At 64.1% G+C, this 15352-nt stretch carries 14 protein-coding genes; 6 read left to right on the top strand and 8 right to left on the bottom strand.

Going from position 1 to position 15352, the window contains the following annotated elements; all coding sequences use genetic code 11:
* Positions 1 to 44: 44 nt before the first annotated feature.
* The 7 genes from ACRQ5Q_RS12125 to ACRQ5Q_RS12095 all read right to left on the bottom strand — a co-directional run bounded on the left by ACRQ5Q_RS12125 (position 45) and on the right by ACRQ5Q_RS12095 (position 9865).
* Positions 45 to 1250, bottom strand: coding sequence for an ATP-binding protein (locus tag ACRQ5Q_RS12125; RefSeq protein WP_439397987.1), 1206 nt, complete (start codon positions 1248 to 1250; stop codon positions 45 to 47).
* Positions 1251 to 1620: 370 nt separating this feature from the next.
* Positions 1621 to 1869, bottom strand: a complete 249-nt coding sequence (locus ACRQ5Q_RS12120) for a hypothetical protein (RefSeq protein WP_439369817.1) — start codon at positions 1867 to 1869, stop codon at positions 1621 to 1623.
* Between the two features lie 14 nt (positions 1870 to 1883).
* Complete coding sequence (locus tag ACRQ5Q_RS12115; RefSeq protein ID WP_439397985.1) at positions 1884 to 2723, bottom strand: outer membrane beta-barrel protein; 840 nt, start codon at positions 2721 to 2723, stop codon at positions 1884 to 1886.
* Between the two features lie 139 nt (positions 2724 to 2862).
* Complete coding sequence (arcA, locus tag ACRQ5Q_RS12110; protein WP_439397983.1) at positions 2863 to 4128, bottom strand: arginine deiminase; 1266 nt, start codon at positions 4126 to 4128, stop codon at positions 2863 to 2865.
* A 14-nt stretch (positions 4129 to 4142) separates the two neighbouring features.
* Positions 4143 to 5576: a basic amino acid/polyamine antiporter gene (locus ACRQ5Q_RS12105; protein ID WP_439397981.1), complete on the bottom strand. Its 1434-nt coding sequence runs from the start codon at positions 5574 to 5576 to the stop codon at positions 4143 to 4145.
* A 144-nt stretch (positions 5577 to 5720) separates the two neighbouring features.
* Complete coding sequence (locus ACRQ5Q_RS12100; protein ID WP_439397980.1) at positions 5721 to 8786, bottom strand: efflux RND transporter permease subunit; 3066 nt, start codon at positions 8784 to 8786, stop codon at positions 5721 to 5723.
* On the bottom strand, positions 8783 to 9865 hold the full coding sequence (locus ACRQ5Q_RS12095; protein WP_439397978.1) for an efflux RND transporter periplasmic adaptor subunit: 1083 nt from the start codon (positions 9863 to 9865) through the stop codon (positions 8783 to 8785). Before ACRQ5Q_RS12095 ends, ACRQ5Q_RS12100 begins: the two co-directional genes overlap by 4 nt.
* 350 nt (positions 9866 to 10215) lie before the next feature.
* On the opposite strand from ACRQ5Q_RS12095, the gene ACRQ5Q_RS12090 reads away from it, so the two are divergent.
* Together ACRQ5Q_RS12090 and ACRQ5Q_RS12085 are read left to right on the top strand one after the other, a co-directional pair.
* Positions 10216 to 10419, top strand: coding sequence for a DUF3551 domain-containing protein (locus ACRQ5Q_RS12090; RefSeq protein ID WP_439369825.1), 204 nt, complete (start codon positions 10216 to 10218; stop codon positions 10417 to 10419).
* A gap of 216 nt (positions 10420 to 10635) precedes the next feature.
* The gene (locus ACRQ5Q_RS12085) at positions 10636 to 11139 is read left to right on the top strand and encodes a DUF1269 domain-containing protein (protein WP_439397976.1); all 504 of its coding nucleotides are present in this window, start codon (positions 10636 to 10638) and stop codon (positions 11137 to 11139) included.
* Positions 11140 to 11158: 19 nt separating this feature from the next.
* Here ACRQ5Q_RS12085 and ACRQ5Q_RS12080 read toward each other — a convergent pair whose 3' ends face one another.
* Positions 11159 to 11869, bottom strand: coding sequence for a Bax inhibitor-1/YccA family protein (locus tag ACRQ5Q_RS12080; protein ID WP_439397974.1), 711 nt, complete (start codon positions 11867 to 11869; stop codon positions 11159 to 11161).
* Positions 11870 to 12116: 247 nt separating this feature from the next.
* Between ACRQ5Q_RS12080 and ACRQ5Q_RS12075 the strand changes: the two genes are divergently transcribed.
* The 4 genes from ACRQ5Q_RS12075 to ACRQ5Q_RS12060 all read left to right on the top strand — a co-directional run bounded on the left by ACRQ5Q_RS12075 (position 12117) and on the right by ACRQ5Q_RS12060 (position 15347).
* Complete coding sequence (locus tag ACRQ5Q_RS12075) at positions 12117 to 12347, top strand: DUF6894 family protein (protein WP_439369829.1); 231 nt, start codon at positions 12117 to 12119, stop codon at positions 12345 to 12347.
* A 149-nt stretch (positions 12348 to 12496) separates the two neighbouring features.
* The gene (locus ACRQ5Q_RS12070) at positions 12497 to 13930 is read left to right on the top strand and encodes a basic amino acid/polyamine antiporter (protein WP_439397972.1); all 1434 of its coding nucleotides are present in this window, start codon (positions 12497 to 12499) and stop codon (positions 13928 to 13930) included.
* Positions 13931 to 13956: 26 nt separating this feature from the next.
* Complete coding sequence (locus ACRQ5Q_RS12065) at positions 13957 to 14196, top strand: hypothetical protein (RefSeq protein WP_439369831.1); 240 nt, start codon at positions 13957 to 13959, stop codon at positions 14194 to 14196.
* 29 nt (positions 14197 to 14225) lie between these two features.
* Complete coding sequence (locus ACRQ5Q_RS12060; protein ID WP_439369832.1) at positions 14226 to 15347, top strand: AI-2E family transporter; 1122 nt, start codon at positions 14226 to 14228, stop codon at positions 15345 to 15347.
* Positions 15348 to 15352 lie beyond the last annotated feature (5 nt).

The raw sequence follows: 15352 nt of genomic DNA, 5'->3' as shown, positions 1-15352 counted from the left end.
TCCTTCACGGCGGTTCGGCCGCCCATCCGGCCTTCCGCCGCGGGCTAGTGTTCTTTCGCTGATCGTGTGCCTGCGTGGGCCCTCATGATGGTCGTGGCTTTTCGCCGGTTCCGTCTGTTCGCCGCGAGGCGACGCGGAAACGTCGCGCACAGGACGGTTCCGGACAGTGGCGCGGTCCGGCTGGACCGGATGTCCAGCGTACCTCCGATCTCATGCAGCCTCACCCGCATCGCGGGAATGCCGACCCCGATCGATACGGCAGTGTGGCCGCGCCCGACTGCATCGGGAAGACCGCGTCCATTATCGCTGATCGTCAGCACGAAACGGCTGTCGGCAAGGTCGATGACGATGGCCACCTCCGTCGCCTTCGCATGGCGGTAGACGTTCGTGAGCCCCTCCTGAACGACGCGCAGCAGCGAACGTTTCGTTTCATACGGCAGCCGATCGACGTCCGGAACGATGTTCACGGTCACGCGCAACGAGGTGCGCGCCGCAAATCCTTCCGCGTATCGCTCGATCGTCGCCTTCAATCCCTCCCCCGCCAGATTCCGCGGATGCAGGAGATAGGCAAAGGCGCGGAGCTCCCGGAGGGCTTCATCGATCGACGCGTCGATATCGTCGCAGAGCCGCTCCGCCGGAGCGGCGTCGCCCAGATTGTTGCGCATCCGCATCACGCCGAGGCTGGCAGCAATCAGATGCTGACAGGTCGAATCGTGCAGATCGGAGGCGATCCGTTGCTGGATGCCTTCCTGAATGGCGAGCAGGCCGATGTCGATATCGAGCCCGTCGCCGCATGCGGCGGCGTGCTCGAAAGGACCGTTGCGCAGTTCGCGGTGGCTGCCGATCAACCGGACCACCCCGCCGTCCACGATCGGCGTCACCGTCGTTTCCATCGCCCGCGGCGCCCCGCCGAGCGCGAGCCGCTGGCGGATCCTGACCTCCGTTCCCTCCGCGATGCCCGCCTGAAGCGCCTCGCAGACGGACCTTGCGTCGTTCGCACTCATGCAATCGAACACGTCCATGTCGCTGACGTCTTCCGACGATACGCCGAGCTGAGACTCGAATGCCGGATTGATTCCCTCGTAGGCGAAGTGTCCACGGAACAACGGGCGCGCGGCGAAGAGCAGATCCGCCGAAGACGTCCAATAGAGCTCGTCGACCGATTGTTGCGAACCTAGGCGCAACCAGTTCTTCAGACCGGTTCGGTCCGACTCACTGTCGGGGCAGCCATGTGGCTTCACGGTACGCACTCACTGTATTCCGGCGACGCCCGATATTGGCGACGATATCGCAGGTCCCCTCCCCGCCCCACCGGCGAGACATCCGCCACCGGATCCGGAAGACGCAAGCCATTGGGGTTGACCAATCATACACCCCGCCGCGCGGCCACACCATCAGGTAGTATTGTTTACAGATTGAAATCTCGAATTCGTGAGGCATGTTTCCGCGGCGGGCAATATGCAGTTTCTGCCACGCCCGCAACGTCAAATCCGATGCAACAGAGAATCAAAGTCAAAGTGCGGGTGGCCGCGAGATCGTTGCGGCAACGTGGCTGCCCCATACACGGCAGCACACTTATGCAATTCACCACTACCATTGCCGACGCGACTCGGAACCAGCCTAACGGCTGCTGCTCGCATCTGACTTCTTTTTCCTCGCTGCCTTCGCCGCTGGTGCGGGGCGAGGCGGCGCAATAGCGAGAGGATGCGACGGCTGCTGCAAACGGTGTATCGCGGCATCATCCCGAAGCGCATCGGTATCGAGACGCTGGCCTCGATCCACCGCATCGCGCGGATCGGCGAGCGCCATGGATGCCGCGAGGCTTCCGGCCACGATGCAGGTCAGCGTCAGCAGGCGTCTTGCGGGCATCTTTCAGGTCTCACTCAAAAGGCGAAATCCAGGCGAGGGCCGATGCGAACGTCCCTGTACCGCCGCAGCGGAACGTTCGACGTTCGCGCCTCGTATAACACGGTGGTCGTGAGCGACACATTACTGGCGAAATTATACTTCAGGCCCACATCGACCGAATAAAGCTGATCCTGACGGCCGCTGTTGAGCCCATCGGTGAACCAGTAGGCCTCGAACAGCGGCGTGCTTACGATCGACCAACTGGGATCGAGCTTGACCTCGATACCGAGCACGGCGTCAAAGCGCCAGCGGCGCGCTTCCGCGAGATCCGAGAATCGATAGGTCAGCAGCAGCAGCGGCGAGAAAATCGCGTTGTCGATGCGGAAGTCGCGCGCCACCGAGCCCGTCACATCATCGGACGTGAATGCGAGATCGCGATAGACCCCGTCGAAATCATAGCGGTGTTCATAGTTGGCAGAGAAGCGCCAGCCGTTCCAGTTCTCGGTCAGACGCGCGCCCACGCGCGCCACGGCGAAGTTGCCGTCCTTCTCACGCGAGAAGGCCTCGTACTGCGTCCGCGCGTAGAGCCGATAGGACAGATCGTTGGTGAGGTTGCCGTCGAGCCTGACACTGACGTCGGGCTCGTAGTAGATGTCCGACTTGCGGTTGTCGCGGGTGAAAAGCGCGTTGTCGGTGAAGGTCGGAGAGATGGAACCGACGACACTCCAGGACGGTGCGGAGTAGTAGGGTACAGCGGCAATCGGGCCGGTCTTGAACTCGTTGAGATCGAGATCCGCCGCACCGGCCGTGCCAGCACTGAGCAGGCCGAGGACGGGCAAGCCGACGATCGGCAGAAGAAATCCAGACCTTAGCATGGCATCCACCTCCGATGCTGCTAGGCAGCCCGGTTTCGCGTCACGCTGCGCAATGATTGTGGCGTGTTAATGTCACAGTTTTAAATCAGTGGTTGTTGCGAACGGAGCGGCCTTGGCGCAGGCCACAGATCGCGCTCGCCTAGTATTCAACCGCGTCCCTGATGATCGGACACGTCATGCAATGACCACCGCCGCGGCCTCGCCCGAGCTCCGCGCCGACGATGGTGATCACCTCGATCCCCTCCTTGCGCAGCAGCGTGTTGGTGTAGGTGTTGCGGTCATAGGCGAACACGACGCCGGGGGATGCGCAGACGAGATTGGCGCCGCTGTCCCACTGGGTTCGCTCGCGCAGATAGGCGTTCCCGCCGGTCTCCACGACGCGCAGCTTCTTCAGGCCGAGCGCTTCTGCGACGACGTCGACGAAGGGCTTCTCGTCCTTGCGCAATTCGAGGCCGGCCGGATTATCAGCCGGCCGATAGGAGAATGCGGTAATGTTGTTGACGATATCGGGGTAGAGCAGCACGCAATCGCGATCGGCGAAGGTGAACACGGTATCGAGATGCATCGCCGCGCGGAGCTTGGGCATGGCGGCCACGATCACCCTCTCGGCCGCCTTCTTCTTGAACAGCGCCGCAGCAAGCTGGCTGATCGCCTGCCGCGAGGTCCGCTCGCTGAGCCCGATCAGAACGTTGCCCTTGCCGATCGGCATCACGTCACCGCCTTCCAGCGTGGCGAGACCGTGATCCTGCGTCGGATCTCCCCACCAGACATTGACCTTGCCGGCGAAATCCGGGTGGAATTTGTAGATGGCAGCGGCGAGAATCGGCTCTTCATGACGCGCCGGCCAGAACAGCGAGTTCAGCGTCACGCCGCCATAGATCCAGCACGTGGTATCGCGGGTGTACAGCGTGTTTGGCAGCGGCGGCAGCAGATATTCGGTCATGCCCGCCGCTTCCCGGATCAGCCGGAGCATCTCGCCGCCATGGGCCTCGGGAAAATCGCGGGTGGACAGTCCGCCGATCAGGGTCTCGGCCAGCTCGCGAGGCCTGAGGCTTTCCAGATAGCCGCGCAGCTCGTCGATCAACCCGAGCCCGACCTGATTGGGAAGGACCTGGTTGTCGAGAATCCACTTCCTTGCTTCCGGAATGGCCACGGTGTCCGTGAGCAGATTGTGCATTTCGACGACGTCGATGCCGCGGTCGCGCATTTTCTGCACGAAGTCGAAATGATCGCGCTTGGCATTGTCGACCCACAGCACGTCGTCGAACAGCAAAGTATCGCAGTTCGTGGGCGTGAGGCGCTGATGCGCGCGGCCCGGCGAGCAGACCATCACCTTGCGCAGCTGACCGACTTCCGAATGAACACCGAACGGGGTCCTTGCATCCGACGCCTGTGCTGTCGCCATGGGAAATGCCTCGCCTAGATGGTGATGTAGCCGGTGGCCAGACCATGAATCCCGACCGCGGCGCCGATCACGGCTGCGATGAAGATGACCCAATCGATCGGCGTGAAGATCTTCGCCTTCTGCTGGAGGCGCGCCCAGAAATACAGCGCCGTGCCAGGAGCGTAGAGGATCGCCGACAGGAGCAGATATTTCATTCCGGCGGCATAGATCAGGAAAAGCGTGTAGACCACGGCAATGCCGGTGAAGATCAGGTCGCGTCGCCGTTCGCCCGGGCTCTTTTCGTAGGTCTCGCCGCGCCTGACCAGCAGGAGCCCGTAGGCGGCGACCAGGAAAAACGGAATGAGGTTCATGACGCTCGTCAAATTGAGCATCAACGCGAAGGCATCCCGCGACCAATAGGTGCTGATCACGAACAGCTGCACGACGATATTGGTGAGCCAGAGCGCTGCGGCGGGCACCTTGTTGGCGTTTTCGGTGCCGAACACGCGCGGCATATCCCTGGTTCGGCCGGCGGCGGAGAGCACCTCGGCGCAGATCAGCGACCAGGCGAGATAGGCCCCGAGCACCGAGACCAGAAGTCCGATGCTGACGAAGACGGCGCCCCAGTGCCCGACCACCGCCTCCAGCACCGTCGCCATCGACGGCTGCCGCGCGTCGGCGATCTCGGCGCGCGGCAGCACGGCATAGGGCAGCATCGTCACGAGCACCATGAGGCTCGTGACGACCGCGAAGCCCATGATCGTCGCGGCGCCGACGTCGGACCGTTCCCTGGCGTAGCGGGAATAGACGCTGGCTCCCTCGATCCCGAGAAAGACGAATACCGTGACCAGCATGGTCGCGCGGATCTGATCGAACAGACTTTTATCCGGCATGCCCTCGCCGCCCCAGAAATTGGCTTGGAACAGGTCGGCCTTGAAGGCAAACGCCAGGATGACGATGAAGATCAGGATCGGTACGATTTTGGCGATGGTGACGATGGTGTTGATCGCGGCGGCCTGTTGCACGCCACGCAGGATCATGAAGTGGAACAGCCAGATCCCGATCGAGGCGACGATGATCGCGGTGACCGTATTGCCGTCGCCGAAGACGGGAAAGAACGCGCCGAGCGTCGACTTGATCAGGACCCAGTAGGACACGTTGCCGATGCAGCTGCCGGTCCAATAGCCGAGCGCCGACAGGAAGCCGGGATAATCGCCGAAACCTGCCTTGGCGTAGGCGTAGACGCCGGCATCGAGATCCGGCTTTCGCTCGGCCAGGGACTGAAACACGCGCGCCATCGTGTACATGCCGCCGCCTGCGATGCACCAGGCGAGGATGGCGCCGAACGGGCCGGTGGCGATGCCGAACGTCCGCGGCAGCGAGAAGATGCCTGAACCGACCATGGAGCCGACGACCATCGCCGTCAGCGCGAACAACGAAAGCTTTTGGGCCGTTGGCGTCGCAGTCATGGGGAGACCTCGAACCGCGAACGATGACCGATGCCGTGACCGATCGCCTGCTCATTCCGAGGCCGAACCATGCGCCCGCGCATGAAGGTGGCATATCAGGTGATTACCTAGTCGGAGTCCGGGATTCCCCTCACGGCACGACGCTCAGGCCGCGCTCGCCGCATTGGGAGCCGCGACCGGCTCCTTTCCGCCCGACCAGGTCACATACAAGGTCGGCAGAAACACGAGCGTGAGCACGGTTGCGACGAGCAGTCCGCCCATGATCGCGAAGGCCATGGGCCCCCAGAAGACAGTCGGCGCAATCGGAATCATGCCGAGGACGGTGGAGACCGCCGTCAGCATGATCGGACGAAAGCGGGAGCTGCCGGCATCGACGGCGGCCTCCCAGGGGTCCTTTCCCTGCGCGCGTTCGGCCTCGATCTGCCCAATCAGGATCACCGCATTCTTGCTGATCATGCCGAGCAGCGCCAGGACGCCGAGAATGGCGACGAAACCCAGCGGCCGTCCTGACAGGAGCAGCGCCGCGACCACGCCAATCAGACCAAGCGGGGCAACGCTGACGACCATCAACAGCCGCGGGAAGCTCTGCACCTGGACCATCAGGACCGTGAACATGACGAACAGCATCACCGGCACGACGGCCATGACGGACGCCTGGGACTTCCGGCTCTCCTCCACGGTGCCGCCGACAACGACATCGTAGGACGGCGGCAGAGTCGTCCTCAGCTTGGCGATGGCGGGAGCCAAGGCATTGACGACCCTCTCCGGCAGTACCCCGTCGGGAATGGCAGCCCGCACCGTCAGGGTGGGCACGCGGTCGCGGCGCCAGATCAAGGGGAATTCCTGATCGTACTCAAAGGAGGCAAACTGGCTCAGCGGAACGGTCCGGCCGCCGGGGATCGGCACCTGCAGCGTTCGCAGGCTCGCCAGCGACGCCCGCTGCTCGTCTGTCGCGCGGACGACCACGTTGACCAGATAGATATCGTCTCGAACCTGTGTAACCGGGGTACCGGAGATCACAGTGTTCAGGACCGTGGCGATCGCCTGCGAGCTCAGACCGAGAAGCCGTGCCTCATCCTGATTGACGCGGATGCGCACCTGGCGATCCGGCTCCATCCAGTCGAAGTTCGTGCTTCTTGCGCTCGGATCGGACGCGAGGATCCGCGCCACTTCGAGAGCGATGTCGCGCACCCGCTCGACATCGGGGCCGCTGACGCGATATTGCAGCGGCCATCCGACGGGAGGACCGAGGCCGAGCGGCGAAACCGACGAGATCGCGTTCGGAAACTCATTCGCCAGAAACCGCTCCAGCTTGGCATGCAAGCGCTCGCGCGCCGCAACGTTTTGGGCCACGACCACGGCCTGGGTAAAGAACTCGTTCGGCAGCTCGACGCTGAGCGGCAGATAGAAGCGGATCGCACCGCGGCCGACATTGGTGCTCCAATGCGCGACGTCGGGATCACCGGTCAGCGCCGCGTCCAGGCGCCCGGCAGCGGCTTCGCTGGCGAAGATCGACGCGTTCTGCGGCAGGCTGACATCGACGAGCAGCTCCGGCCGGTCGGACTGGGGGAAGAACTGTTGCGGTATCAGCGGGAGCGCGAGCATGGACGCGACGAAGAGCGCTGCCGTCCCGCTCAGCGTCAGCCATTTGGCGCGGATCGCCAGCACCAGAATGCGCCGATACAGCCGGAACACCGCCCCGGGAGCCGGAGCGCCCGCCTGCTTGGGCGGGACAAGGATGGCGAAGCCCAGCAGCGGCGCGAAGATGACCGCGACGAACCACGATGCCAGCAGGGCGATCGCGACGACTGCGAACAGCGAGAACGTGTATTCGCCGGCGGAGCTGGCGGCAAAGCCGACCGGAATGAAGCCGGCGATGGTCACCAGCGTACCGGCCAGCATAGCCAGCGCATGGGTGCGGAAGGCATAGCTCGCGGCGGCAATCTTGCTGTCGCCCAGCGCCAACCGGTTGAGTGTGGCATCTGTCGTCGTCATGGCGTCGTCGACCAGCAGCGCGAGTGCGATGATGAGAGCGCCGAGCGAAATGCGCTGCATGTCGATGCGGAGAAGCTCCATGCTCGGAAACACGATGGCAAGCGTGAGCGGGATTGCCAGTGCGATGACGAGGCCGGGACGGAGGCCGAGGCTGACGAAGCTCACCGCGAGAATGATGGCGATCGCCTGTACCAGCGACGTCATGAACTCGCCGATCGCCTTGTCCACCACGACCGCCTGATCGGCAACCAGGCTCGGCTCGATTCCGATCGGCAGGTCGGCGGTGATGGCCGCCATCGCAGCTTTGACGTTCCTGCCGAGGGCGAGGATATCGCCGCCGTCGCGCATGGCGATCGCGAGCCCGATTGCCGGATGGCCGTTGACCCGGAACAGCGGCTGCGGCGGATCGGCATAGCCGCGCCGCACCGCCGCAAGATCGCTCAGGCGGAGCATGCGGCCACCGGCCGCGAAGTTGATGCCGGCGATGTCCTGCTCGGACTGGAAGCTTCCCGACACCCGAAGCGAAATTCGCTCGGAGCCGGTCTGGATCGTCCCGGTCGGCATCACGACATTCTGAGCCTGGAGAGCGGCGATCAGCGCAGTCCGATCAACCCCGAGATTCGCGAGCTCCTTCTTGGAGAACTCAACGAAGATCACTTCGTCCTGCGCGCCCAGCAGCTCGATCTTCGCAACGTCTGGCACGCCCAGGAGGCCCGATCGGATCGCCTCGACCCGGTCACGCAGCTCGCGCTCGGTAAACCCGTCGCTGGTGAAGCCGTAGACGATACCGAAGGTGTCGCCGAAATCGTCGTCGAACGCCGGCCCGACGATTCCCCCGGGAAGCGTATGGCGGATATCCCCGATGCTTTTCCGCACCTGATACCAGGTATCGGAGACGTCCCTCGCGTTGGCGCTCCCCTTCAAATTCACGAAGATCGTGGTGAGACCGGGCCGGGTGAAGCTGCGCAGGAAGTCCAGATGCGGCGTCTCCTGCAGTTGGCGTTCGAGCCGTTCCGTCACCTGCTTCATCGTCTCGGCCGCCGTCGCCCCCGGCCACGCCGCCTGAACGATCATGGTCCGGATGGTGAACGCAGGGTCCTCGTTCCGGCCGAGGCGGACATAGGACAGTCCGCCGGCGAGCACGGCGACGAGCATGAGATAGATGACGAGCGAGCGGCGCTCGACCGCCCACTCCGAGAGGTTGAAACCGGTCATGGCTCGGACCCGAGCACGCGCACCTTCTGGCCCGGATGAAGTGCCTGAACGCCCGCGGTCACGACGATCTCGCCAGCATCGAGCCCTTGCGAGATGATCACCTGTGCCTGATCGAACCGCAGCACGTCGACATTCCGGACGGAGACCGTTTTGCTCAGGGGGTCGAGGATCCAGACGGCCGGCTGTTGGTTCATCCTGGTCAGCGCAGTTGCGGGAATATCGATCATCGGTCCGGCGCTCGCCTCGGCGCGACCGATCACCGTGGCGCCCAGTCGCATCGCCGCGGGCGGATCGCCAAGTCCCACCCTCACCTCGAAGGTGCGCGTGACCGGGTTCGCCTGTGCGGCAACCTGCCGGATGCGCCCTTGCGCGGTGACTGCCGGATCGTCCGTCAGGGTGACTGTCACTTGCAGATTGGCGGGAGCCGCTCGCACCAGCTGGGCGGGGACCTCGAAGACAGCATCGCGGCCATCCTGCCGCGCAATCCGCGCAATGGTCTGTCCGGCCTGGATCACCTCGCCGGCGGCCGGCCCGGTCTCGATGATCTTGCCCGGCGCATCGGCGCGCACCTCGGTGAAGTTGACCTGGTCGTGGGCGGCGCTCAACTGCGCCTCGGCCGCGTCGACCTGGGACTGGGCCGTCTGTTGCGCCTGCGTTGCCGCTTCGAAATTGGCGCGCGTGGTCCATCCCTGCGCGAGCAATGTCTGCTGGCGTTCGAAATGATTGCGTGCCTGGGTGAGCTGCCCTTGCGCGGCGGCGAGAGCCGCTTGCGCCTGACGCAGCGCGTTCACTTCGTTCTGTGATTCCAGTTGCGCCAGAAGCTGGCCGGCCTCGACGCGCTCGCCGAGCCTGGTGTTGTTCGCGAGCAGCCGCCCGGAAATTCGGAACGCGACACTGATCTCGTCCTCGGCTTCGATGTGTCCGGTGAAGACGAACGGCATCGGCGACTCCCGCTTCCCGATCGTCGTCGTGCGAACCGGGCGCGGCGCCGGCGCGACGTCGCTGGCCGCTTCCCTTTCGCAGGCCGCCAGCAGCAGCGACATCGCGCCGGCAATAGCCATCGTCCTGAGCGTCGGCATGAGATGATCACCGATCGACTTCGCCGGACCTGATTTTGCCGAGGAGCCATCGTCCTTGTATCGGTAAATCTACTGAGCGCCCGCGGATACAATCGTGATCGACGCGTCTTGCCTAAGATTCGTGCCCAAGATTCTCCCAGGATTCCTGCCCAAGACTTGATCCGACGATGACTGGATGATTCCCTCTCCCGCGTCAGGCAATCACCCGATAGCGAGAGCGTCACACGCGGCGCATAACACCTGCACCGGCCATCATGGTGGCGCGACCAGCGTTCGCCAAGATCGCCGGCGCACGACGGAGCGGGTTACGCGGGCTCCGCACGTTTGACTCCAGGACAGGAGGACTCTCCATGAAAAAGCTGGCTTTGCTGGCGGCCGCGATCACCATGGCCCTTGGCGTCATGGGAGCGGCTGCGCCAGGACGCGCGCAAGATCTGGCGTGGTGCACGAAGATCAAGGGAATGACCAACTGCATGTACTCGACGCGCCAACAATGCCGCGCATCCATCAGCGGACGACACGGCACCTGCGTTCGAAATCATCGTTGGGGGTAGTAGCGGCAGACTCGGGCCCGTCCTCAGGCCTCGCCGGTCGGGCGTCGCTAGGCGATTTCCCGGTTGTCTCGCGCCGCCCAAACTCCAAAGCGGGTGCATCTATCAGGACATTCATCCGCCTGAGGCAGGGTTTCCTCTGATCCCGGAGGTGTCGCCCTCGGGATACGGTCCGCACCAACATTTTGGTCCGCATTTTCGATCCAACGGGAGGTCTTCATGTCCGATCTGGTCGCGATCGTGTATCCGTCCGAGGCAAAAGCCGAAGAAGTGCGTCAGCGGCTACTCAAGCTGCAGAAGGAATATCTGATCACGATCAGCGACGCCGTGATCGCCGTGAAGACGGCTTCGGGCGGCATCAAGCTCAATCAGCTCGTCAACACCACCGCCATGGGTGCGATGACCGGGAGCTTCTGGGGCCTCCTCATCGGAGTCCTGTTTCTCAATCCGATCCTCGGGGTGGCCGTAGGCGCCGCATCAGGCGCGCTGGGCGGTGCGCTGTCCGACTTCGGCATCGACGATTCCTTCATGAAGAACCTGTCAGCCAATCTCCAGCCCGGCAATGCCGCCTTGTTCGTCCTGATCAAGCACATGACCGCGGACAAGGTGATCAAGGAGATCAAGGACGCCGGCGGCGTCGTGCTCAAGACCTCGCTCGATGAGACCAAGGAAGCGGCGTTGCGCGACGCGCTCGCAAGTAGCCTGGAGCGGCCGGCGGCCTGAGCCGCCGTCCTCTCGCGTCTCAACGGCGGCCGCCGGCAAGTCGCAGCAGCATCATGAACAGGTTGAGGAAATTGAGATAGAGCGACAGCGCGGCGACGACCGACTTGCGGCCCGCGGCGTTGTGGTCATCCGAGATGTCGTACATCCCCTTGATCCGCTGCGTATCGTAGGCCGTCAGGCCGGCAAACACGCCGACGCCGACGATCGAGATCAGCCAGTCGAGCGCGGTCGACCCCAGGAACAGGTTGATCAGGCTCGCGATGATGATTCCGATCAGGCCCATGAACAGGAAGGTGCCCAACCCCGACAGGTTGCGCCGGGTCGTGTAGCCGAGAATACTAAGCGCGCCGAACATCGCGGCCGCGATGAAGAAGACGCGGGTGATCGACGAACTCGTATAGATGTGCAGCAATATCGATAGCGATACGCCGACCAGGGCCGAATAGACGAAGAACAAGATCCGCGCCGCGGACACCGACAGCGTGTTGATGCGCGAGCCGATGAAGAACACCAGGGCCAGCGGCGCCAGGATGAAGACCCACATCAGGGGACTCTCGAGCAACTCGGGTCCGATGGCCTGATACGTCACCCAGGCGACGACCGCGGTCAAGCCGACACCGGCGGCCATGTAGCCGTAAATCCGCAGCATGTAATCGCGCAGTCCGGTATCCACCGCGGTCAGGCCGCCGGCGGAATCCGTGGCGGTCAGGTTTTGATCATAGTTCGACATCGCTTGCCTCCTCTGGCGCTCGCCGAATGAGGTCACGCTAGCCTCCGAACCCGCTGACCAACATCGGACAATCCCCCGAGGGCCATCGGTGAAAACCACCGGCTCCCAATGCCGGAGCGCCCACGGCAGCCGCGTTTCATGACCAATCCGCAAGTCGGGAACCGTTTTTAGGCCTCTAGGTCTTTTGGCCGAGGCACCTTACACCGTTGTCACTGGAGGCTCGCCGCGGTCCGGCCTAATCGGGGGCATGCGCTTTTTCTTCCATATCGCCGACAAGTATGGTGTCTCGACCGATGGGATCGGATGCGAGTATGCCGGACAGGACGCAGCCGTCCTGCATGCCAGCCGCCTTGCCGCCGAGCTTGCCAAGGCCGGCGAATTCTTCCGTGGCAGTGTCGTGCTGGTTGCCCGGGCCACGGAGACCCTCTCCTGCTCCGCGAGCGAGGACGACCCGGCCGGGTTGCCTTCCAGGACCTGACGACCGCACCTGACGCTCCGCGTCCGCCGATTTCCTGCGCTGCTCCCTACAGAGAATCCCTGATGGGCGCACGGGGTGCGGCCCTCTAAGGTCCGCGCTTGAGGCGGCTGCTGCAACTGCGGCCGTCTCGGATTGGAAGGCCATCCGTCATGGCGGTGAACGAGGCCGATCAGAAACTCTCGCGCAACGCCTTGATTGCGCTTGTGATCGGGTCGATGGTCGGGTCCGGCATCTTCGCTTTGCCCGCCCAATTCGGACGCACCACCGGCGCCCTCGGCGCGATCATCGCCTGGGTGATTGCCGGCACCGGCATGTTGACGCTGGCCTTCGTGTTCCAATCGCTGTCCCGGCGCAAGCCGGAGCTCGATGCCGGCATCTACGCCTACGCCAAGGACGGCTTCGGTGACTATATCGGCTTTGCGTCCGCCGCGGGCTACTGGATCGGCTGCTGCCTCGCCGACGTCGCCTGTCTCATCCTGATCAAGGCCACGCTCGGGCAGTTCTTCCCGGTCTTCGGCGACGGCACGACGCCGATCGCGATCGCCTCGGCGTCCCTGCTGCTGTGGAGCGTCCATGTCCTGGTGCTGCGCGGCATCAAGGGCGCTGCCGCGCTCAACACCGCCACGACGTTCGCAAAAATCATTCCGATCCTGCTGTTCATCGTCGTGGCCGCGATCGCCCTTAACGGCGACGTGTTCTCGGGAAATTTCTGGGGTGCGGAGCGGCCGGACGCCCGCGACGTGCTGTCCCAGGTCCGCGGCACGATGCTGCTCACGGTGTTCGTGTTCGTCGGCATCGAGGGTGCGAGCGTGTATTCGCGCTACGCCAGGACGCGTTCCGACATCGGCATCGCAACGGTGACAGGCTTTCTGACGGTGCTCTGTCTTCTCGTGCTCGTGACGCTCCTGTCCTACGGCATCCTGCCGCGGGGCGAGCTTTCGGAGCTGCCGACACCGTCGATGGCGGGCGTGATGGAAGCGATGGTCGGCCGCTGGGGCGGCGTGTTCGTCAGCATCGCCGTGCTGATCTCGATCCTCGGCAACTACCTGTCGTGGTCGCTGCTTGCAGCCGAGATCCTGCACTCGGCGGCGAACCAGCGCACCATGCCGGCCTTTCTCGCGCGCGAGAACGCGCACAGGGTTCCGGTCGGGGCACTCTGGCTCACCAATTGCGTGATACAGAGTTTTCTCTTCGTCAGCTGGTTCGCAGAATATGCCTTCACGCTCGCCCTGAAGATGACGAGCGCGATGACTCTGATCCCGTATTTTCTCGTCGCCGCGTACGGCCTGAAGCTCGCGTCGACCGGCGAGGCCTATGATGCCGGCGAGCGCGCCCGCACCACCGACGGGATCATCGCAGCCGTCGCGACGCTCTACGCGGCCGCCATGATCTACGCCGGCGGACCGAAATTTCTACTGCTGTCCGCAATCCTCTACGCGCCGGGAACGCTGCTGTTCCTGATCGCCAAGCGTGAGCGCAAGGAGAGGCTGTTCAGGCCGGTTGAGTCCGTCCTGTTCGCGGCGATCGCCATCGCCGCGGGTGCCGGAATCTATGGGCTGGCTGTCGGAGCCATCTCGATCTGACCGATTGTCGCTGACCGGAGGCGAGTATGAACATCTGGACCGTGTGTCGAGCGTCGATCCTGAGCGCAGTGGTGGCCGTCGTCGCACCATCGGCCATTTCCATGGCCCAGCCGACGGACGGCACCGTCGCGGCACCGAAGCAAACCGGTGTGGCCACGCCAGGCGATGCACGGCCCAACACCAATACGAATCCGGTCAAGCACCGCTATTGGCGTCATCGCGGCGGCAAGCATCCGCATTACGGCAGCCGCCGCGTTCGCACCTGAGACACGGCCACATGACGGCGGACCGGTCAATGAGCGATTCCAGGATCGGACCAGAGCGAGCCCACGGGGTCGTTCTGCACGCGAGCCCCGTCGACGAGTCCGGGCAAGCCGGAGGGCCGGGCCTCCTGGGGGTCGGCCTCACCTTGCTTGCTATAACCGTTGTCCTGTTCCTGGTGTGGCAAACGGTGTCCAGCCTCCTCATCGTCTTCGCGGGGGTGCTGTTCGCAGCTTTTCTGGATGCCGCGGCGCGGGCTCTGGCGCCGGTCCTTCCGCTCAGCCGCATCTGGCGTCTGACATTGGTTCTCATGCTGCTCTCGGCCTTGTCGGGCTTCGGGCTGGTCTGGGGCGCCGGCAAGCTGCCGGAGCAGACGCGCCTGCTGCTGAAGGTCATGGATGCCCAGGTCGATATTCTGCAAGAGCACCTGCTGTCCTACGGCGTGGACCTGCTCGGCCCGGAATGGGGGCGCGACTTCGCCCAATGGCTGTTCGCCGACCAGGGACGGTTTCTCAGCCACGCGCAATTCCTGCTGGGGGGCGCCTCGAGCCTTCTGACCGGCGTGCTCGTGGTCGTGTTCCTGGGGATCCTCTTTGCCTTCGATCCCACCAGCCACCGCGACAGCCTGGTCGTGCTGGTCAGGCCATCCTACCGCGCCCGCATGCGCACCGTGATGGACGAGATCGGCAACGTCATGCGGCTGTGGTTCGTCGGCCAGTTGATCCGCATCATCCTGATGACGCTCTGCGTCTGGCCGGCGCTCTATTTCATCGGCCTGCCGGGGCCGTTCCTGCTGGGGCTGCAGGCGGGCTTGTCGAATTTCATCCCTTATCTCGGGCCGATCGTCGCCGCGGTCCCGATCGCGCTCGTGGCCATGCCGCTCGGCGCCTCGCTGCTGATCTGGGCCGTCGCCGTCTACACCATCATCCAGTCGATCGAAGGCTACGTGATCGGCCCCCTGATCCAGCGCCGGGCGGTCGAGACACCGCCGGCCTGGACGCTGGTTGCGATCGTCCTGCTCGGCGCCCTGTTCGGCATCATGGGTATCGCGCTGGCGATGCCGCTCGTCGCCGTCGGACGGGTCGCGGTGATCCGGTTCTATGTCGAGGACTATCTCGGCGACGGCCGCGAGCCGGCAACCGAAATTCGTGAGTGAGCCGC

Source organism: Bradyrhizobium sp. PMVTL-01 (assembly GCF_051861855.1).
In the GTDB taxonomy this organism is placed as follows: Bacteria; Pseudomonadota; Alphaproteobacteria; order Rhizobiales; family Xanthobacteraceae; genus Bradyrhizobium.
Note: the sequence above shows the minus strand (reverse complement) of the source record. Positions and strands in the feature narration are given on the sequence as shown.